The organism is Klebsiella pneumoniae (assembly GCF_000742135.1).
Classification (GTDB): Bacteria; Pseudomonadota; Gammaproteobacteria; order Enterobacterales; family Enterobacteriaceae; genus Klebsiella; species Klebsiella pneumoniae.
This window is the reverse complement of sequence record NZ_KN046818.1, coordinates 836091-854535: the sequence shown is the minus strand read 5'-3', so window position 1 is coordinate 854535 and position 18445 is coordinate 836091. Positions and strand designations below refer to the sequence as shown.

Below are 18445 nucleotides of genomic sequence, written 5' to 3'. Positions count from 1 at the left end.
GTTGTGACGAGGCTACAAAATGGACGGCGCCATTTTTCTCCAGCAAGTGGTCAATGGAATGAGTCTTGGGGGCATGTACGCCCTGATTGCCATCGGTTATACGATGGTTTATGGCGTGCTGCGGCTGATCAACTTCGCCCATGCGGACGTGATGATGGTCGGCGCGTTTAGTACGCTGTTTTTATTTTCTTCGGTTGGGCTACCCTTCGGGGTAGCCGTTTTCCTGACCCTCGGGCTGTGCGGCCTGTTTGGTATGCTGATTGACCGGGTCGCCTATCGTCCGCTGCGTCAGGCCTCGAAAATCTCCATGCTGATCACTGCCATCGGCGTCAGCTTTTTTCTCGAAAACCTGTTTAACGTACTGTTTGGCGGCAGCTCGCGCTTCTTCTCCGCCCCTGACTTTTTCAACCAGACCCGGGCCTTCGGCAGCGTCATCATTACCAACGTGGCGTGGATTGTGCCGCTGATCACCGTCCTGCTGCTGCTGGCGATCCTCTGGCTGCTGTACCGCACCCGCTATGGGATGGCGATCCGCGCGGTGGCCTTTGACGTCAACACCGTGCGCCTGATGGGCATTGACGCCAACCGGATCATCTCCCTGGTCTTCGCCCTCGGCAGTAGTCTCGCGGCGCTCGGCGGCGTGTTCTACTCCATCAGCTACCCGACGATCGATCCCCTGATGGGCGTGCTTATCGGCCTGAAGGCCTTCGCCGCCGCCGTGCTGGGCGGGATTGGCAGCGTCACCGGCGCGGTGCTGGGCGGCTTTATCCTCGGTTTTACCGAGGTGGTCGCCGTGGCGCTCTTCCCCGAACTGGGCGGCTATAAAGACGCTTTCGCCTTCCTGTTCTTGATTCTGGTCCTCTTGTTCCGCCCGGTCGGCATTATGGGCGACGAACGTCTGGAAAGGAGCCGTTTCTGATGCTCAACGCGACGACGACCGCCGGGGCGCAGCTGCGCAACCTGGTCATTATTGTCATCTGTATCGCGCTGCTGGCCGGAATCAACGTGGTTTTCAATGACTACATTGTTCGTGTCATCAGCACCATTTTTATCTTTATGATCCTCGCGGTCAGCTACAACCTGATCAACGGCGTGACCGGCCAGCTGTCGCTGGAGCCGAACGGCTTCGTGGCGGTGGGCGCCTACGTGACCGCCCTGCTGATCCTCTCCAGCGACAGCAAGGTAGACATGTTTGAAATGGCCGCCCCCAGCCCGTGGATCCTCAGCCTGCACGCGGGCTTCCTCCCCGCCCTGCTGATAAGCGGCCTGTGCGCGGCGGCGCTGGCGGTGTGCCTCGCCGTGCCGGTCTTCCGGGTACGTGGCGACTACCTGGCCATTGTCACCCTCGGCTTTGGGTTTATCATCAAGATCCTCGCCATTAACAACCCGCAAATCACCAACGGCGCCATCGGGCTGAACGATATTCCGCAGCAGCCGCATCTCCTGTTCTGGTGCGGGCTGTTCGCCCTGCTGGCCACCGGCATGATCCTCCAGCTGGTGTGGTCGAAGTATGGCCGGATGATGAAAGCTATTCGCGACGATGAAGATGCGGCGATCGCCATGGGGGTCAACACCTTCCGCATTAAAACCTGCGCCTTCGCCACCAGCGCCTTCTTCGAAGGGATCGGCGGCGGTCTGCTGGCTTCCCTGCTGACCACCATTTCCCCGGGGCTGTTCGACTTTATGCTCACCTTCCAGCTGCTGATTATTATCGTCCTCGGCGGGCTCGGCAGCACCACCGGCGCCCTGCTCGGCACCGTGCTGGTGGTCGGCAGCGGCGAGTGGCTGCGCTTCCTCGATCAGCCGCTGCAGTTCTTCGGTCACGATCTCGGCGCGTACCCGGGCCTGCGAATGGTGGTCTTCTCCCTGCTGTTGCTGATCATCATGCTCTTCGCCCGCGAGGGGCTGTTGGGGAAAAAAGAGATTTGGCAGACCGGAAGAAGGAGCGGCGGCTATGGCGGAAAATAAAGTTATCCTGCAGGTGCAGGACGTCACCATGCAGTTCGGCGGCCTGCGGGCCATCGACAACGTCAGCTTCCATGTTGACAAGGCGGAGATCTTTGGCCTTATCGGCCCTAACGGCGCGGGCAAAACAACCCTGTTTAACGTCATTACCGCCAACTATAAACCCACCAGCGGCAGCGTCACCCTGGCGGGCACGTCGCTGAAGGGGCTGAAGCCCAACCAGGTGGTGAACGCCGGGATCGCCCGCACCTTCCAGAATATCCGCCTGTTTAACTCCATGACGGTGCTGGAGAACGTGATGGTCGGGCTCGACCGCGCCAGCCGCTACTCGCTGCTGGAGGCGGCCCTGCATATTGGTCGCTACTTTCCGGCCGAGCGGGCGGCGAAAGCCAAAGCGATGGCCATCCTGGAGGATATCGGCATCGCCCACTTCGCCCATATGCAGGCCACAAACCTAAGCTATGGCAACCAGCGCAAAGTGGAGATCGCCCGCGCGCTGGCCACCGCGCCGAAGCTGCTCCTGCTCGATGAGCCGGCCGCCGGGATGAACCCGAAGGAGACCGAGGATCTGGCGGAGCTGATCTTCCGCATGCGCCATGACTATCAGCTCAGCGTCCTGTTAATCGAGCACGATATGCCCTTCGTCAACCGCCTGTGCGAGCGGGTGATGGTTCTGGAGTACGGTAAGCCGCTGTTCAGCGGCCTGATGGCCGAGGCGATCCAGCATCCGGACGTCATTTCCGCTTATCTGGGAGAAGCCAATTATGCTTAACGCCCGGGAACTGAAGGTCTTTTACGGCGTGATCCAGGGTCTGAAGGGCGTCGATATCGACGTCTATGACCGGGAAATCGTCACCCTGATCGGCAGCAATGGCGCCGGTAAAACCTCTACCCTGAACGGGATCGTCAACCTGGTGCGCTCCAGTGGGCGCGTCAGCTTCCTCAACGACGATATCTCACGCAGCCAGACCCACCAGATCGTGCGTCGCGGGCTGGCGCTGGTGCCGGAGGGACGGCGCGTCTTTACCAACCTGACCATCGAAGAGAACCTGCGCATGGGCGCTTACAATAATCTCGCCGGCTACGCCCGCCTGCGCGATCGCATGTACGCCCTCTTTCCGCGGCTCAAGGAGCGGCGCCATCAGATGGCGGGCACCATGAGCGGCGGCGAGCAGCAGATGCTGGCCATCGCCCGGGCGCTGATGAGCGAGCCGGTGTTATTGATGCTGGATGAACCGAGCCTCGGGCTGGCGCCGAAAATTGTCGGCGAGCTGTTCGGCATCATTAAGCAACTGCGCGAAGAGAATATGACGGTGCTGCTGGTGGAGCAGAATGCGACGGCCGCGCTGGCGATCGCCGATCGGGCGTATGTCCTGGAGAATGGCCGGATCACCTTGTCAGGCGCGGCGCGGGAGATGCTGACTAATCCGGAAATTAAGCGGATGTATCTGGGGGGATAGACATGGTCAAAACTGCCTGGGCTGCGGCGGCGCCTCCTGCGAGGCCGCAACCTCAGGCAGTCTCTTGCTACACAAAGCACACCTCGTTCCAGTAGGCTTCTCGCGTCCTGCGTCGCTCAGTATGTCTTATCATGACGGAACCACCGGGTTTCCACGTTGCCAATGTCCACGCCGTAGAGGCTGGCTACCGGCAGGATCGCCTCCATGACGCGCTGGGTATCCTGCTGTCCGGCTTCACCGTTGGACAAAAAAGCCAGCCAGCCCGTTAACCGTTGCCACAATGCCACTTTCGTTTTCTCCTCTGTCGGGAAGCGAATCGCCTGGGTCTATTTCAACCACAGTTGGCCGGGCGCGGGAAATATTAATTCCGAATTTGCAATCCTGGCTGGCGCATATTACCCCCGGTCCTATCACTCTCTCCCTGGCCCTCTCCCTGAGGGAGAGGGGACCGCCCGGCAGTCGTTGCCGTCCTGGTAAAACGCCAGCGGCGCATAAAGAATACCCATAGGTTTGTTAAGTTCTTTTTGGTTATAGATAAGAATTTTTTCTTCTTTGCCGCCGACGGGCAATTTGTGGGAGCGTGATGTCCACAAAACAAAACAGGGATTCAGGGGAAAAACTATGCGCAATAAAACCACAAAAATCGCACTGGCGCTGGGTATGCTGCTGCTCGCCTCGCAGGCACAGGCGGACCAGCTGGCTGACATCAAAGCCGCCGGCGTCGTAAAAGTCGCCACCTTCGACGCCAACCCGCCGTTCGGCTCCGTGGACGCCAAAACCCACCATATCGTCGGCTACGACGTTGACTTTGCCCAGGCGCTGGCGAAAGCGCTCGGCGTCAAACTCGAGCTGGTGGCCACCAACCCAGCCAACCGTATTCCGCTGCTGCAGTCCGGCAAAGCCGACCTGATCGTCGCCGACATTACCATCACCCCGGAGCGGGCCCAGGTTATTGATTTCTCAACGCCGTATTTCGTCACCGGCCAGCAGTTCCTCGTGCCGGCCGGCTCTCCGGATAAGCTCGATGAGTACAGCAAAGCGCGCATCGGCGCGGTGAAAGGCACCACCGGCGAACAGGCCCTGCACCAGCGTTTCCCGCAGGCTCGCGTCCTCTCCTATGACGATATTCCGCTGGCCCTGACCGCCCTGCGCAACGGCAACGTCCAGGCCATCACCCAGGACAGCACCATCCTCGCCGGTCTGCTGGCGGAAGCGCCGGATAAAGCCAAGTTTAAAATTCTGCCCGACCTGCTCAGCAAAGAAGAGATTGGCGTGGGCGTGAAGAAAGGCGAACCGGCCCTGCTGAAAGCCGTCAACGATGAGCTGGTGAAACTGGAGAAAACCGGCGAAGCCGCGAAAATTTACGATGTCTGGTTTGGCCCTGCCACCAAAACGCCGCAGCCGCGCGCCTTTACCATAGAAGCGAAATAATATGTTCTCGGGTTTACTCTCCCACTCCGCGGCTCCGGCCGCGGATTTTTCACGTCTGCAGCGCGCCAGCATTACGTTCCGTGATGTGGCCAAGCGCTACGGCGATCATCAGGTACTTAACGCCATCAACCTACAGGTCGAGCCCGGCGAAGTGGTGGCGATCCTCGGCCCTTCCGGTTCGGGAAAATCGACGCTGATCCGCTTGATCAACCAGCTCGAATCCTTAAGCGGCGGCGAGATCCTGATCGACGGCAAACCCACCAGCCGGCTGAGCGGCAGCGCCTTGCGCCAGCTGCGCAGCCGCGTCGGCTTTGTCTTCCAGCAGTTCAACCTTTATGCCCACCTGACGGCGCAGGAGAACATCACTCTGGCGCTGGAGCGCGTTCATGGCTGGGGGAAAAGCGCGGCTCAGGCGCGGGCGCTGGCGCTGCTGCGTCAGGTCGGACTGGAAGAAAAAGCGCAGCAGATGCCGGCGCAGCTCTCCGGCGGCCAGCAGCAGCGGGTGGCCATCGCCCGCGCCCTGGCCTCCTCGCCGCAGATTATCCTGTTCGATGAGCCCACCTCGGCGCTCGACCCGGAGATGATCGGCGAAGTGCTGCAGGTGATGAAAACCCTCGCCCACAGCGGGATCACCATGCTGGTGGTGACCCACGAGATGCAGTTTGCCCGCGAAATTGCCGACCGGGTGGTGTTTATCGACGGCGGCGACATCCTCGAAGTCGCCCCGCCGGCTGAGTTTTTCGCCCATCCGCAGCATGCCCGCGCGCGGCGTTTTCTGCAGAAGGTGCTGGATCCGCTGCACCAGGAGAGCCTCGAGTGACGCCGATGCTTGACTGGCACGGCGTCCTGAGCGGGCAGCCGTTGCAATGGATTATCTCTGGTTTTCTCACCACCGTCTGGGTCAGCGTCGCCGGGATCCTGCTCGCCACCCTGCTGGCGGTCCTGCTGCTGGCCCTGCGCCTCGGCGGCGGACGCGCGGGGCGCGGACTGGTGGCCGCGTGGGTCTCGTTGTTTCGCAATACCCCGCTGCTGGTCCAGCTGCTGTTCTGGTACTTTGCCGCCTGGAACCTGCTGCCGCTGGCGGTGAAGGAGGTGGTGAACGACGAACACGCCTGGTCCATTCTGCCGGGCAACGTCTGGTGGCTGACGCCGGAGTTCCTCTGCTCAATGTGGGGGCTGGGGGTCTTTACCTCCGCCTTTCTGGTGGAAGAGATCGCCTCCGGACTGCGCGCCGTCAGCCACGGGCAGCGGGAAGCCGCGCTGTCGCAGGGCTTTACGCCGTGGCAGGAGCTGCGCTTTATCCTCCTGCCGCAGGGACTGGCCAACGCCTGGCAGCCGATTGTCGGCCAGTATCTCAACCTGATGAAACTCTCATCGCTGGCCAGCGGCATCGGCTTTGCGGAACTGACCTATCAGGTGCGGCAGATTGAGAGCTATAACGCGCACGCCCTGGAGGCGTTTGCCGTCGGCACCGCGCTGTACCTGGCGCTGGGGGTGGCGATGGGCGTGGCGCTCACGCGTCTCGGCCCGGGAAGAAAACTGCAACGGAGCGCCCGACATGAACGCTAACCTGGCGGTGATCGCCGATAACCTCGATTACCTGCTGTGGGGCCGACTAGCGGAGGGCCAGCCCGGCGGCGTGGCGCTGACCCTGCTGATGGCCATCGGCGCCACCCTGCTGGCGCTGCCGGGAGGCATTGCGCTGGCGGGCCTGGCCTGGCGCTACGGCGGGCTGGTGCGGCGTCTGCTGTTTCTGTGGGCGGAAATTATCCGCGGCATCCCGCTGATATTTGTCATCTTCTGGCTGTGGTATCTGCTGCCGATGCTGACCGGCGGCGATCTGCCCGGCGCGGTGACCGTGACCCTGGCGCTGGCGTGGTTTACCGCCGCCTCGGTGATGCACTCGGTGCTGGCCGGGCTGCAGTCGCTGCCGAAAGGACAGTATGAGGCGGCGCTGACCCAGGGGTTCGCTCCCGGGCAAACGCTGCGCCTGGTGCTGCTCCCGCAGGCGCTGCGCAACGTTCAGCCGTCGCTGGTGGGGATCTTTATCGGCCTGCTGAAGGACACTTCGCTGGCGTTTATCGTCAACGTCCCGGAGCTGACCACCGTGGCCGGCCAGGTCAACAACCGGGTGCAGATCTATCCCCTGGCGATCTTCGTCTTCACCGGCGCGGTGTACTACCTGCTGTGCTGCGGTCTGAGCCTGCTGGCCAGCCGGCGCTTTACCCGCCGCGCGACCACCAGATAAGGCTCACTCCGCGGGACGGGGCTTCAGCGGACAGGTATCGCTGATCTTAATAAATTTGTCGTTATAGACCAGATAGTGGTTCCCCGGCTGGCGCAGCGCCGGCTGGCGAACCACGTCCCCGGGACGCAGATACCACGCGTCCCCCTCCTCTTCGGTCGAATCGCATCCGGGCTTAATCAGCAGCTTAAACCAGGTATTGCCGGTGTTGCTCACCGTCCCGGCCACCTTATCGAAAGACCATTTAAACTGTACCTCGCGCGGGCGCACCACCAGAATGGTATCCATCACCACCACCGGCTCCATGCTGACCTCGCCGCCGGTCGGGCTGCGCCTCGTCAGGTTGCGGGTGGGGATTTCGCGAAACGAGACCCGATAGTAGCGCTCGCGGTTATCCCGCGGCCCATGATAGTAAAATTTAAAATACTCGCTCTCACCTGCCTGCAGCACCAGCTGGCGGGGGGCGAACAGCAGTTCGCCATCCACCGGCCGGGAGCGGACTTCGCTGCCGCCCGGGCGATCGATGGCGCTGACGGCGATGCGGTACAGCCGCGCGCTTTTATTGTTGTTGACCACCCGTTTGCTGGCGAAATCCGCTTCAGCCGGCAGGGAAAAGGTCAGGTTGCCGACCGAGATCGCCTGCGCCAGCGGCGCTGCCAGCAGGCAGCCCACGGTCAGCAGGGCCTTAGTTAATGTTGCGCCACGTCGCCTGGACATGAATCTCTCCTGAAGCGCTGACTTCGCCAAACCAGCCGTTATCGTCTACCGTACGCAGCGAAATGGCGTTATCCATCGGAATCGAAAATTTCACCGTGGTCTTATCCATCTGCCCCACTTCGCCGGAGATATCGGTCCACGGCGTGGTCAGCCACAGCGCATCGGTCATATCCCGCCAGCTGTCATCGCACCCGGCATCGTAGGTCTGCGTCGTGCCGCTGCGGGTGATAAAAGAGAGCGTCGCCGGGAACGGCACTTTCGCCGTACCGTCATCGGAGCTGAAGAGACAGTAGGAACGCCCGCCAATCACCTGCGCCGGTCCGGTCACCTTGATCAGCACTTCATCGGCGGCCGTTTTACCGCTGGTGGTGACGATGTAGCCGAAATCGAGCGCCGGTTCGCCGCTGCCGACATACCCCTCGCGCGACGGCGCCGAGGTATATTCGTCGGAGATAATGCTGATGCTGAAATCACGAGGCTTGATAATCAGCGTGTTGGAGGTGGAAAACTCATACCAGCCTGACTCCGGCGAGGTGGTGTTCTGAAAGCGAAAGTTGAACAGATCCTTGGTGTTGATATCGCTGATCCCGAGGTTCACCATCTGTTTAAAGAAGTTGCTGGAGAAGAAAACATAGATCGAGTCCGAGCTCTTCATCTCGTTGAAGGTGTAGTAATAGGCGGTATTGCTCACCGGCTTCCAGGAGCTGCCGTTGAGGCTGAACTGCATATCGTACGCCCCGACGGCCGAGGCCAGCGACGAGTTGGCGATCGCCGGGAAAATATGGATCGAGGTGTTGCTTAAGCCGTTGGTCTGCAAGGTATAGTTGACCATCTTACAGCTTAATCCTGAGCGGCTGCCGATGGTCTGCGTCCGGCAGTCGGCGTTCCCTTCCCCGAGGGTCGGCACGCCATCGCTGTTGATAAACACCTCCGCCAGCGAGTGGGTATTAATCAACCGCAGGTTCGCGGCTTTGGTGTGGGTGACGTTGCGCACATACCAGTTACCGGAGGCCTGATCCTTACAGCGCGCGCCGCTGCTGGCATCGTAGTTCACCGAGGTCTGACAGGCATTGATGGTCATCGTAAAGCTGCCGCCGACCGGCATCTGCTGCAGATATTGATAGAAGGCGTCCGACATCATGCCGTGCATCCATTTCGCGCCGCCGCTGGTCACCGTCGCGCCGTAAAACCCGCTGGCGTCGGTGGTCTGCGGCAGGATCAGGCTGGTAGCCATATCGCACCCGGCGTACCAGTTGATGCAGCGCAGGCCGGTTAAGGGGTGTGAAACCGGTGAGTTTTCCAGCCACATATCAAACTTCCAGTTGGCATTGAGCCCGGTGTTGTAGCCATTATCGATATAGCCGAGACTCTGCTGATAGATGGTCCCGGAGCCGGTGTATTTTAAGCCGGTCCAGCGGTTAGCGCCGGTCATACGCGGATCCAGCGCCCCGCCGGGGGTGACGAAAAAGTTGTCGTCGGAGTTGTTTTCCACAAACACAAACTCGCGCGCCGGCGCATCCGACCAGGTGGTCTTGGTCACCGCCGCCCTGAGCGCGGCTGCCGGCCAGAGCAGCGCGAGGATCGCCAGCGCCATCAGTGCATTAACTTTCATTCTCTTCTCCTGACTGCTGCACCGCCGCCCACGACGAGAGGCCGCTGCAGACCACATCCCCGACCCAGACGGCGCCGCGCGCCTGGCTGAGCTCCAGCGCCACTTCGCAGGTTTTATTGCCGCCGTAGCTGAAATCGATAGTGGGGTATTTCTTATCCACGTCCATGACAAACTCGCCGTTTTCATCGGTGCGGGTACGGCCGATATGGTTGTTAATCCGCGCATTCGCCAGCAGCGTGCCGTCTTCCGCACGAATACGGCCGGAGACGGTGACCATCTGCTTCACCTCTGGCTCAATCACCGCGACGTTGCCCGGATAAAGGGTCAGATGACTCTTGCGCCCGCTGACGATGTCGTAGCTGTCGAGCGAGTTTTTGCTGTTCTGCAGCTCCACCTCATAGCGACCATAGGGAGAGAGCGGCAGGTAGTTACGCTTGCCGCTGAGCGGGAAGATCCGCCCGTTAACCCTGGCGCTAATCTGACCATCGTCCTCCAGCCCGGTGTTGAAGATCACCCCGGCGTTGCCGTCGGTTCGTCCGCTGGCGGCGATATTTTTACCCTGCCAGCCGACGCTGCCGCTGGCGGTGAGGTTGGTGTTGACGTAGCCGTCCGCCGCGCTGTTGACGTTCAGCGTGCCGCTGGCGTAGCGGGCGTCGAACTGGGCATACGCGCCGCCGCTGAGGGTTTTGTCATCCCCGGTATCGCCGGAGATGGCCCGCGAAAGATTGGCGCCGATGGTGCGAATAGTGCCTTCATCAAACTGCTTGCGCGCTGAGAGATTAGCCATGGTGTAGCCGTTCTGATGGGTCATCCCGGCGCTGAACCAGTTGCCCAGCGGCAGCGACAGATCGAGGGCGATATATTTCCCGGTGTTGGCGCTGCTGTCGCCATTGTTATAGCGCTGGATCCCCGCCCGCAGGCCGAGCGAGCCAAAGGCGCCGCTGTAGACCGTCTGATAGTAATCCGCGGTGTAGTAATGGCTGTTGTAGCGACGGTCATCGTTGTAGCTGACGCTGAACGTCCCCAGCTTCGACCACAGCGCGTTCAGGTTGAGGGTGCCGCCGATCGCCCGGTTGTCGGCATCGCTGCGCCGCAATTGATCGCCAATGCGGGTTCTCTCCTGGTTAACCCACACTGAACTGAATCCCCCGGGCAACGTGGCGCTGATGCTGCCGACGCTGCTCCACGAGCTGTCGCTGGCCAGCATGTTTTGCAGGTTAACGTTGATCGACTCGCCCAGCGGTAGCGTCAGGCGGGTTTCCCCCACCGCCTGGTTGTCGTAGCCATAGCCCGTAGCCGCCCAGCTCAGGGTGCTGAGCGACCCGGAGGCCGAAAGGCCTGCCAGCCAACTCTCTTTCGCCGGCCGGGTCTTTTTCCCGCTCTCTGACCAGCGGTCCATATGAAAACTGCCGCCCCATACCTGCCACGCCAGCGGCGCGCCGGCGCCGCGTCCCCGGCTGAACAGCTTATTGACCCGCTGGGTGCGTTTGCTGACCACCCGACCATTGACGATCACCTCCACTTCCACGTCGTAAATACCGTACGGCAGGCCGCGGGTATCCACTTCATGGTTGCCCATAGCGAAGTTCTGGACGCTCAGCAACCGACCGTCACGGGTGAGATGCACCTCGCCCGCCGCCGGCAGAAAGGCGATCACCGGCGTGGCGGACTGGCTGTTGTCGAAGACGGTGGAGCTGGCCTGGTTCCCCCAGGAAAGGCCGTAAATCTTACCGGCCGAAATAGCGGTCATCGGTCCCAGGGACTGCAGGTTCCAGGTGTCAAGCATCCCGCCGGCAAAGCGGTGGCCGGCGAAATCGCGCTCATACATGGCCTTATATAATTCACTGTCCTGCTGACCGCTGCCGATGCCGTATAGCGAGCCGTCGAGCACCACGTGATGCTCCCGCAGCGCCGTGACGTTGTTCAGCGACAGGTAGCTGGAGGTGTTGCTCCCGCCGTTACGCATCTGGTTGTTATAGACGCCGAGGTTATAGCTCAGGTTGCTGCTGAGGGTGTTCACGCTGGACTGACCGATATCTTCGCTGCGCGAGCGCAGGACGGTGCCCAGCGCCTCGCGCTTGACCACCAGCTGCAACAGCAGCTGGCGCAGGCTGAGATCCAGCTGTGCGCTGTCGGTCAGGGGAATGGTGAGCGCCTCGCTGAACGGGGCGTTGGCCAGGCCGATCAGCTGCTGGCGGGTCTGTTCGCTGACGCTGGCGTTACCTTCGCTCTCCTCCAGCTGGATCTGCCGGACGCGCAGCTGGCCGCCGTCCAGCCAGATAAAGGCGCTGCCGATCCGCTGATCGTCCCGGGTGCTCTGGCTGCCGGCGAGATGAATATAGAGCGGGACGCTCATGCCGTCCTGCAGCGCCTGGCTGAAGGCCTGCGGAATAATCACCCCGCCAATCTGCTGCGCGCCTGCGGCGGCAGCGCTGACGTCGGGCTGAACGAACAAAAAGATCATGCCGAAGGCAAGCCGCGTTTTCAGTCCTGGGGTAATCCATCGTTGAGGCATCGTCGTTATCCATCTGCACAGCTGTCTATTTCACGGGAACAAACTGCTCACCCTGCCAAAGCGCCACCCGTCCTTTTTTATCCGCCGTGTCCACGCGCGTAAAACGGCGCGATTTACCCGGCATCAGGTAGTAATTCTCTTTACATTCCTTACCATCGGCGGCCTTCAGGCAGGGGCCGTAGGCGAGGATCCGCAGCGTCGCATTCCCGGTGTTGGTCAGAGAGCCGTTGGCGTACTGAAAGCGATAGTTCACCTGCCGGGGCGCCACCACCAGGATGGTGCCGATGCGGGCGGAAGCAGTGGCCACCGCGCTGCGGTTGGCGTTATCGCGTTGGGCATCGCTGAGCGCCTGATCGAACCAGACAATGCGGTAGTAGCGCTCTTTGTCATCCGCCGGGCCTTTGTAGAAGAAGCGGATCACATCGCTGGCCTGGGCGGGTAGCAGCAGGCTGGCGGGAGTGAGCAATACCTCATCCGGTTTGTCCATCGGGATAACCTGCCCGCCGTCCAGCGGGGAAGAGAGCCGTTCGAGATGGATATTGATCAGTCGACCGCTGTCTGTGCTGTTCTTGATCGTTTTGCTCAGCGTGCTGCTGCCGCTGTTCATAAAGGATGAAATATCGCCGACATCCAGCGCCTGCGCCGGCGACACCCCGGCAAGCAGCAGCCCGAGGGCCAGAAGGTGCTTTTTCATAACAATTCCGTCCGTGAAAAAAGCAGGGGGAGATCCCCCTGCTGGTGCATCAGAAGGATCAACTGGTCCAGGTGGCGTCGAACTGTACGCTGACGTCGCCGCTCCAGATCCCTTCCGGCAGAGTGCTGTAATCGGTCACGGCGGTGGTGCCGTTGGTGGTGCCGCTGATGATGGAGAAAGTGAAACCATCCTGCGCTGTGGTACGGCCGCTGGCGTTGTAGCCATTAGCCAGCGCGCTGAGGTTGCCGCCCATAATATTGTTGGCGGTATCGATCATCACGGTATCGCCAGTTTTTTCCACCGCGGCGCCGTTATAATCCACGCCCACGCTCAGCGTGGAGCCGGAGGTATCCAGCTGGGTTAAGGTGTTGGTGATAAGACGCGAGGTCAGCTTAAAGGCGGTCGCCGTTGTGTCCCCCTCAATCGCCACGTCAAACAGACCTTTCTGCGAGTTAAAGCCTTTAATGCCTTCGGCGTACTGGAACGCCAGGCTGCCGAGCGGGGTCACAACCAGCTTGCTGGTGGTGTCTTTTTTAGCGGTCGCAGACCAGGTCGCTACAGCCTGAGCCGTTACGTCAGCAGCCTGCGCCACGCCCATACCGGTAAACGCCGTTACCAGAGCTATTGCCAGAACCTTTTTTTTCATCGCTTTTTCATCCTGAGTTGAATTAAGGACATGATGTCCCGGTGAACCATTTAAAAAACAGAATTGCCTGGGTGTTACTGAACTAACTTATATATTTTGGAATACAGTTTGGCCTCAGCATTACGCCGATGGGTATACACTGTCTTCACGCTACAATTTTCAATTCTGGCGATCGATTTCGGCTGCATGCCCTGGGCGGTCATGCGGATAATTTTCATTTCCCGATCTGTAATTTTATCTTTCTTAATATCTTTGCGGAGAAACCTGCCATTAATTACATAGGCCAACTCTTTTCGAATATCGCGACTCAGACCAACATATACCACCCCGCGAATATCGCTATTGTAATACCAGTAGTTCGCTAAGGCCTCTGATTTCCTGGCCGCAATCAATACGACCTGTTTCCCCTTTACCGCGGATAGCCATTCGCTGTCGCGCCTGATAAATTCGTTTAATGAAGCCGTATTGAGATTGATAAACACAAAATCTTTTCTGATTTTCTCCAGTGAGAGATAAATTAATTCGTCGATGTCTACAATCAGTTCGGACAGTCCTTTATAGAAATAGGAGTCATCGGCAGACCAAATATACTTATCGGAACAGCTTTTATATTCCATATAGTTTTTAACCTCATAGTCCTTGAAGTAATCATTTTTACAACGTCACTGCTTGCCAGGCCTATAAAGTTTACTGGCGTATTCGTTTCCTTTAATAAATCGCCATTAAATAAGACACGCATTACTTATCAATATTGGATAAGCGGGGGATTAAACTATAATTATTTTCTGCTTGGCGTTGAATTTAAGTTTTTTCCTATGGAGTGTCAACATGCGGAAAGGCAATGAATTTCGCGCCCAGGTCAATATTTACAAAAACTGAAAATATCAAATTTTTGAGCGCCAGAAAAAGACATTTATTTTCATACGGTTATTGGTAATATAACCGTCAATTCTTATCTGCGCTTTATATTACCCAGGATCTTCGCCCTATTATGTTAGGAATATTCTTAATGGGACTCTTGAATGGCTTATCAAATAAACCGGATTTAGCACAAAAGAAAGGATATAAATCTACAAATAAACAAAAACCAGGATGATTCACCAACACATAAGACTAATGAATAGATTAACCTGCCGCACAAAATAGTTATGTATATGTTAATACATGCGGGATGTTGAATGCTAAACAAAGGCAGACGCATTATCTATTCGATTAAACAGTCTTCTTCATCAAGATTAAGCGAAGATTGCCGAAGGCTGTCTACGCCTACGAACCGGTCTGTCCCCGCGTCCTCCAAAGCATAGCGGCTTTTCGGCGCTTCGCCAGCCGCCGGCATGCCGCACGCGTTGAGCCGCTGGCCGTCGCTCTTTCACGCCAGTTCACGCTTTGTTCGCAATACCGTCATCGAAATTTCATATAAAGACCTATTAATAGTGGCCAGTTAATGACGAACCTGGACACTCTTATGAACAGCTCTCTTGCCGCGGTGGCCGAAACTGATTTCCAGCCGTTCACCGATCTCGCTGCCGGCCGGCAGCGGAAGGTCTTAAGCGTGCGTAATCTGAGTAAAGCTTATCAAGCCCAGCACAAGGTGCTGGACGGCATCAGCTTTGATCTGCACGCCGGGGAAATGGTCGGGGTCATTGGCCGCTCCGGCGCCGGTAAATCGACGCTCCTGCATGTCCTCAACGGCACCCACAGCGCCAGCGGCGGAGAAATTCTTAGCTACCCGGAAGTCGGTACCCCGCACGATGTCTCACAGCTGAAAGGCCGTGCGCTCAATGCCTGGCGTAGCCACTGCGGAATGATTTTTCAGGACTTCTGCCTGGTGCCGCGCCTCGACGTGCTCACCAACGTCCTGCTGGGCCGCCTCAGCCAGACTTCAACCCTGAAATCGCTGTTTAAAATCTTTCCCGCAGCCGACCGGGCGCGCGCCATTGCGCTGCTTGAGTGGATGAACATGCTGCCGCACGCGCTGCAGCGGGCGGAGAACCTCTCCGGCGGGCAGATGCAGCGGGTGGCGATCTGCCGGGCGCTGATGCAAAACCCCGGGATCCTGCTGGCCGACGAGCCTGTCGCCTCGCTGGATCCGAAAAACACTCAGCGCATCATGGATGTGCTGCGCGAGATTAGCGAGCAGGGTATCAGCGTGATGGTAAACCTGCATTCGGTGGAGCTGGTCAGGGCCTACTGCACCCGGGTTATCGGCGTCGCCAGCGGCCAGCTTATTTTTGACGATCACCCCTCCCGGCTGACGCAGGATGTGCTGCAGCGGCTGTACGGCGATGAAGTTAGCCAATTGCATTAATTTCACTCACACGGGCAACATAATGAAAAAATATATGACTGGCGCAGTTCGTTTATCCGCAATGGTCGCGGGCATGATGATGGCATGGCAGGCAGCGGCGGCGCAGCCGAAAGAGCTCAATCTGGGCATTCTCGGCGGCCAGAACGCCACTCAGCAAATCGGCGATAACCAGTGCGTGAAGGCCTTCCTCGATAAAGAGCTGAACGTGGATACCAAACTGCGCAACTCTTCCGACTATTCCGGGGTGATCCAGGGCCTGCTGGGGGGCAAAGTCGACGTGGTGCTGAGCATGTCCCCCTCCTCCTACGCCTCGGTTTATCTCAATAATCCGAAAGCGGTGGATATCGTCGGCATCGCCGTGGACGACAAAGATCAGTCTCGCGGCTATCACTCAGTGGTGATCGTCAAAGCCGACTCCCCCTACAAAACGCTGGACGATTTAAAAGGCAAAGCCTTCGGCTTCGCCGATCCGGATTCCACTTCCGGGTATCTGATCCCTAACCATGCGTTTAAAGAAAAATTTGGCGGTAACGCCGACAACAAATACAACAACACCTTCTCCAGCGTCACCTTCTCCGGCGGCCATGAGCAGGACATCCTCGGCGTGCTGAATGGCCAGTTCGCGGGCGCGGTCACGTGGGCCTCGATGGTTGGCGATTACAACACCGGCTACACTACCGGCGCGTTCAACCGCCTGATTCGCATGGATCATCCGGATCTGATGAAGCAGATCCGCATTATCTGGCAATCGCCGCTGATCCCGAACGGCCCGATCCTGGTGAGCAATGCGCTGCCGGCGGACTTTAAGGCGAAGGTCGTGGCGGCAGTGAAAAAGCTGGACACCGAGGATCACGCCTGCTTTATCAAAGCGATGGGCGGTACTCAGCACATCGGCCCGGGCAGCGTTGCTGACTTCCAGCAGATTATTGATATGAAACGCGAGCTGGTGAGCGCGCGTTAATCCTGCCTCAACGCCGCCTGCTTGCCCCAGGGTAAGCGGCGGCGCTACGTTGAAGATCCCCGACGCATGAAGACAACCCACACCGAATTTGAACGCTATTACCAGCAGGTACGCTCGCGGCAAAAGCGCGATGCCGTCTGCTGGTCGCTGCTGCTGCTGGCGCTCTATTTTGCCGCCGGCAGCGCCGCGGAATTTAATCTGCTGACTATCTGGCACTCGCTGCCCCACTTCTTTGACTATATGGCAGAGACCATTCCGCCCCTTAGCGCCGGCAACCTGTTCGCCGATGTGCAGACCAAAGGGTCGCTGGCCTGGTGGGGCTATCGCCTGCCGATCCAGCTGCCGCTGATCTGGGAAACCCTGCAGCTGGCGCTGGCCTCAACCCTGGTGGCGGTCGCCATCGCCACGGTTTTCGCGTTTCTTGCCGCCAATAACGCCTGGTCCCCGGCGCCGGTGCGCTTTGCCATTCGCGTGCTGGTAGCCTTTTTGCGCACCATGCCCGAGCTGGCGTGGGCGGTGATCTTTGTGATGGCGTTCGGCATCGGCGCGATCCCGGGCTTTCTGGCGCTGATGCTGCATACCGTCGGCAGCCTGACCAAACTGTTCTACGAGGCGGTGGAAAGCGCGCAAAACAAACCGGTACGCGGCCTGGCGGCCTGCGGCGCGTCCCCGCTGCAGAAAATTCGCTTCGCCCTCTGGCCGCAAGTGAAACCGCTGTTTCTCTCCTATGGCTTTATGCGGCTTGAAATCAACTTCCGCTCGTCGACCATTCTCGGGCTGGTGGGCGCGGGCGGCATCGGCCAGGAGCTGATGACCAACATCAAGCTCGACCGCTACGATCAGGTGAGCATCACCCTGCTGCTGATCATTCTGGTGGTGTCGGCGCTGGACATGCTGTCCGGTCGTCTGCGCCTGTGGGTACTGGAGGGTAAGAAATGAGCGTCTGGCACATGCAACCGGATCTCGCCGCCAGCCGGCGGCAGCATAAGCAGCTCTATCAGGTCCAGGGGCGCTACCTGCTCTACGTCGGGCTGGTGGCGCTAGCCTGCCTGCTCTATTACGTCTGGTTTTTTCTGCAGTTCGGCGTCAGCGGCGAACAGCTGACCACCGGCCTGCAGCAGATTGGCCGCTACCTGGCGCGGATGTTCGTCTGGCACGACTTCTGGAACTGGCCGTTCGGCTATTACTTTACGCAAATCGGCGTCACCCTGGCCATCGTCTTCGCCGGGACGCTGACCGCCACGGTGCTGGCGCTGCTGCTCTCCTTCTTCGCCGCCCGCAACATCATGCGCGGCGTGGTGCTGGGGACCCTCGCCCTGCTGATGCGCCGCCTGTTTGATGTACTGCGCGGGATCGACATGGCTATCTGGGGGCTGATTTTCGTGCGTGCGGTCGGCCTCGGGCCGCTGGCAGGGGTGCTGGCGATCATCATGCAGGACACCGGCCTGCTGGGACGGCTGTACGCGGAAGGACACGAAGCCGTGGACCGATCTCCCGGGCGCGGGCTGACCGCCGTGGGCGCGAATGGCCTGCAAAAGCATCGCTTTGGCATTTTTACCCAGTCGTTCCCGACCTTCCTCGCGCTTAGCCTGTATCAGATTGAATCCAACACCCGCTCCGCGGCGGTGCTGGGCTTCGTCGGCGCCGGCGGTATCGGGCTTATCTATGCCGAGAATATGCGTCTGTGGAACTGGGATGTGGTGATGTTTATCACCCTGCTGCTGGTGGCGGTGGTAATGATCATGGACACCCTTTCCGCCTGGCTGCGCCGTCGCTATATCGGCGGCGCCGCGGTGCCGCTGTATCAGGGCGGACGCTAGCGCGCCTTTGCGCCGGATGGCGGCTTCGCCTTATCCGGCCTACTCGTCCGGCTCCGACTGTCTCCAGGCCC

19 protein-coding genes are annotated in these 18445 nt (G+C 59.4%); 12 read left to right on the top strand and 7 right to left on the bottom strand.

Translation table 11 applies throughout. The features are described from left to right. Positions 1-19: 19 nt before the first annotated feature. From DR88_RS20990 to DR88_RS21005, 4 genes are read left to right on the top strand one after another with little or no spacing between them, the layout of a single operon-like run. The gene (locus tag DR88_RS20990; protein WP_025861891.1) at positions 20-919 is read left to right on the top strand and encodes a branched-chain amino acid ABC transporter permease; all 900 of its coding nucleotides are present in this window, start codon (positions 20-22) and stop codon (positions 917-919) included. Further along, positions 919-1968, top strand: coding sequence for a branched-chain amino acid ABC transporter permease (locus DR88_RS20995; protein WP_004144594.1), 1050 nt, complete (start codon positions 919-921; stop codon positions 1966-1968). Before DR88_RS20990 ends, DR88_RS20995 begins: the two co-directional genes overlap by 1 nt. Next, the gene (locus DR88_RS21000) at positions 1955-2737 is read left to right on the top strand and encodes an ABC transporter ATP-binding protein (protein ID WP_025861892.1); all 783 of its coding nucleotides are present in this window, start codon (positions 1955-1957) and stop codon (positions 2735-2737) included. Before DR88_RS20995 ends, DR88_RS21000 begins: the two co-directional genes overlap by 14 nt. Further along, a complete protein-coding gene (locus DR88_RS21005; RefSeq protein WP_002890126.1) occupies positions 2730-3425 on the top strand; it encodes an ABC transporter ATP-binding protein in 696 nt (231 codons plus the stop codon). Before DR88_RS21000 ends, DR88_RS21005 begins: the two co-directional genes overlap by 8 nt. Before the next feature lie 116 nt (positions 3426-3541). Here DR88_RS21005 and DR88_RS29665 read toward each other — a convergent pair whose 3' ends face one another. Continuing rightward, positions 3542-3712, bottom strand: a complete 171-nt coding sequence (locus DR88_RS29665; protein WP_002890108.1) for a hypothetical protein — start codon at positions 3710-3712, stop codon at positions 3542-3544. A 334-nt stretch (positions 3713-4046) separates the two neighbouring features. Here DR88_RS29665 and DR88_RS21015 point away from each other — a divergent pair, with 334 nt between their 5' ends. From DR88_RS21015 to DR88_RS21030, 4 genes are read left to right on the top strand one after another with little or no spacing between them, the layout of a single operon-like run. Then, positions 4047-4856 carry an ABC transporter substrate-binding protein gene (locus DR88_RS21015; RefSeq protein ID WP_002890106.1) on the top strand — a complete coding sequence of 270 codons (810 nt, stop codon included), beginning with the start codon at positions 4047-4049 and terminating at the stop codon, positions 4854-4856. A gap of 1 nt (position 4857) precedes the next feature. Then, positions 4858-5676 carry an amino acid ABC transporter ATP-binding protein gene (locus DR88_RS21020; RefSeq protein ID WP_011977712.1) on the top strand — a complete coding sequence of 273 codons (819 nt, stop codon included), beginning with the start codon at positions 4858-4860 and terminating at the stop codon, positions 5674-5676. Then, a complete protein-coding gene (locus tag DR88_RS21025) occupies positions 5673-6425 on the top strand; it encodes an amino acid ABC transporter permease (RefSeq protein ID WP_004178715.1) in 753 nt (250 codons plus the stop codon). Before DR88_RS21020 ends, DR88_RS21025 begins: the two co-directional genes overlap by 4 nt. Beyond that, entirely contained in the window at positions 6415-7104 is a 690-nt protein-coding gene (locus DR88_RS21030; protein ID WP_004178714.1) for an amino acid ABC transporter permease, read from the top strand. The genes DR88_RS21025 and DR88_RS21030 overlap by 11 nt, the downstream gene beginning before the upstream one ends. Positions 7105-7107: 3 nt before the next feature. Here the strand turns inward: DR88_RS21030 and DR88_RS21035 are convergent, their stop codons facing one another. The 6 genes from DR88_RS21035 to ecpR all read right to left on the bottom strand — a co-directional run bounded on the left by DR88_RS21035 (position 7108) and on the right by ecpR (position 13902). Continuing rightward, positions 7108-7818 (bottom strand): fimbrial biogenesis chaperone, encoded by a 711-nt coding sequence (locus tag DR88_RS21035; protein WP_002890061.1) that lies wholly within the window; start codon positions 7816-7818, stop codon positions 7108-7110. Next, the gene (gene ecpD, locus DR88_RS21040; protein ID WP_002890060.1) at positions 7787-9430 is read right to left on the bottom strand and encodes a fimbrial adhesin EcpD; all 1644 of its coding nucleotides are present in this window, start codon (positions 9428-9430) and stop codon (positions 7787-7789) included. Before ecpD ends, DR88_RS21035 begins: the two co-directional genes overlap by 32 nt. Next, a complete protein-coding gene (locus tag DR88_RS21045) occupies positions 9420-11945 on the bottom strand; it encodes a fimbrial biogenesis outer membrane usher protein (protein ID WP_004147261.1) in 2526 nt (841 codons plus the stop codon). The genes ecpD and DR88_RS21045 overlap by 11 nt, the downstream gene beginning before the upstream one ends. 25 nt (positions 11946-11970) lie before the next feature. Next, entirely contained in the window at positions 11971-12639 is a 669-nt protein-coding gene (locus DR88_RS21050) for a fimbrial chaperone EcpB (RefSeq protein WP_004144586.1), read from the bottom strand. 58 nt (positions 12640-12697) lie between these two features. Beyond that, positions 12698-13285, bottom strand: coding sequence for a common pilus major fimbrillin subunit EcpA (ecpA, locus tag DR88_RS21055; protein ID WP_002890053.1), 588 nt, complete (start codon positions 13283-13285; stop codon positions 12698-12700). A 74-nt stretch (positions 13286-13359) separates the two neighbouring features. Continuing rightward, positions 13360-13902 (bottom strand): ECP biosynthesis operon DNA-binding transcriptional regulator EcpR, encoded by a 543-nt coding sequence (gene ecpR, locus DR88_RS21060; RefSeq protein WP_004144585.1) that lies wholly within the window; start codon positions 13900-13902, stop codon positions 13360-13362. An 848-nt stretch (positions 13903-14750) separates the two neighbouring features. On the opposite strand from ecpR, the gene phnC reads away from it, so the two are divergent. From phnC to phnE (DR88_RS21080), 4 genes are all read left to right on the top strand, one after another. After that, positions 14751-15593, top strand: a complete 843-nt coding sequence (phnC, locus tag DR88_RS21065; protein WP_004177295.1) for a phosphonate ABC transporter ATP-binding protein — start codon at positions 14751-14753, stop codon at positions 15591-15593. Between the two features lie 22 nt (positions 15594-15615). Next, positions 15616-16554 (top strand): phosphonate ABC transporter substrate-binding protein, encoded by a 939-nt coding sequence (gene phnD / locus DR88_RS21070; RefSeq protein ID WP_002890002.1) that lies wholly within the window; start codon positions 15616-15618, stop codon positions 16552-16554. A gap of 66 nt (positions 16555-16620) precedes the next feature. Beyond that, on the top strand, positions 16621-17493 hold the full coding sequence (gene phnE / locus DR88_RS21075; RefSeq protein WP_002890001.1) for a phosphonate ABC transporter, permease protein PhnE: 873 nt from the start codon (positions 16621-16623) through the stop codon (positions 17491-17493). Further along, complete coding sequence (gene phnE / locus DR88_RS21080) at positions 17490-18374, top strand: phosphonate ABC transporter, permease protein PhnE (protein WP_025861893.1); 885 nt, start codon at positions 17490-17492, stop codon at positions 18372-18374. Before phnE (DR88_RS21075) ends, phnE (DR88_RS21080) begins: the two co-directional genes overlap by 4 nt. Positions 18375-18445: the final 71 nt, after the last annotated feature.

Coding starts and splice junctions, on each gene's coding strand:
- DR88_RS20990 (WP_025861891.1), top strand. CDS start 20: ATGGACGGCGCCATTTTTCTCCAGCAAGTGGTCAATGGAATGAGTCTT.
- DR88_RS20995 (WP_004144594.1), top strand. CDS start 919: ATGCTCAACGCGACGACGACCGCCGGGGCGCAGCTGCGCAACCTGGTC.
- DR88_RS21000 (WP_025861892.1), top strand. CDS start 1,955: ATGGCGGAAAATAAAGTTATCCTGCAGGTGCAGGACGTCACCATGCAG.
- DR88_RS21005 (WP_002890126.1), top strand. CDS start 2,730: ATGCTTAACGCCCGGGAACTGAAGGTCTTTTACGGCGTGATCCAGGGT.
- DR88_RS21015 (WP_002890106.1), top strand. CDS start 4,047: ATGCGCAATAAAACCACAAAAATCGCACTGGCGCTGGGTATGCTGCTG.
- DR88_RS21020 (WP_011977712.1), top strand. CDS start 4,858: ATGTTCTCGGGTTTACTCTCCCACTCCGCGGCTCCGGCCGCGGATTTT.
- DR88_RS21030 (WP_004178714.1), top strand. CDS start 6,415: ATGAACGCTAACCTGGCGGTGATCGCCGATAACCTCGATTACCTGCTG.
- DR88_RS21035 (WP_002890061.1), bottom strand. CDS start 7,818: ATGTCCAGGCGACGTGGCGCAACATTAACTAAGGCCCTGCTGACCGTG.
- ecpD (WP_002890060.1), bottom strand. CDS start 9,430: ATGAAAGTTAATGCACTGATGGCGCTGGCGATCCTCGCGCTGCTCTGG.
- DR88_RS21045 (WP_004147261.1), bottom strand. CDS start 11,945: ATGCCTCAACGATGGATTACCCCAGGACTGAAAACGCGGCTTGCCTTC.
- DR88_RS21050 (WP_004144586.1), bottom strand. CDS start 12,639: ATGAAAAAGCACCTTCTGGCCCTCGGGCTGCTGCTTGCCGGGGTGTCG.
- ecpA (WP_002890053.1), bottom strand. CDS start 13,285: ATGAAAAAAAAGGTTCTGGCAATAGCTCTGGTAACGGCGTTTACCGGT.
- ecpR (WP_004144585.1), bottom strand. CDS start 13,902: ATGGAATATAAAAGCTGTTCCGATAAGTATATTTGGTCTGCCGATGAC.
- phnC (WP_004177295.1), top strand. CDS start 14,751: ATGAACAGCTCTCTTGCCGCGGTGGCCGAAACTGATTTCCAGCCGTTC.
- phnD (WP_002890002.1), top strand. CDS start 15,616: ATGAAAAAATATATGACTGGCGCAGTTCGTTTATCCGCAATGGTCGCG.
- phnE (WP_002890001.1), top strand. CDS start 16,621: ATGAAGACAACCCACACCGAATTTGAACGCTATTACCAGCAGGTACGC.
- phnE (WP_025861893.1), top strand. CDS start 17,490: ATGAGCGTCTGGCACATGCAACCGGATCTCGCCGCCAGCCGGCGGCAG.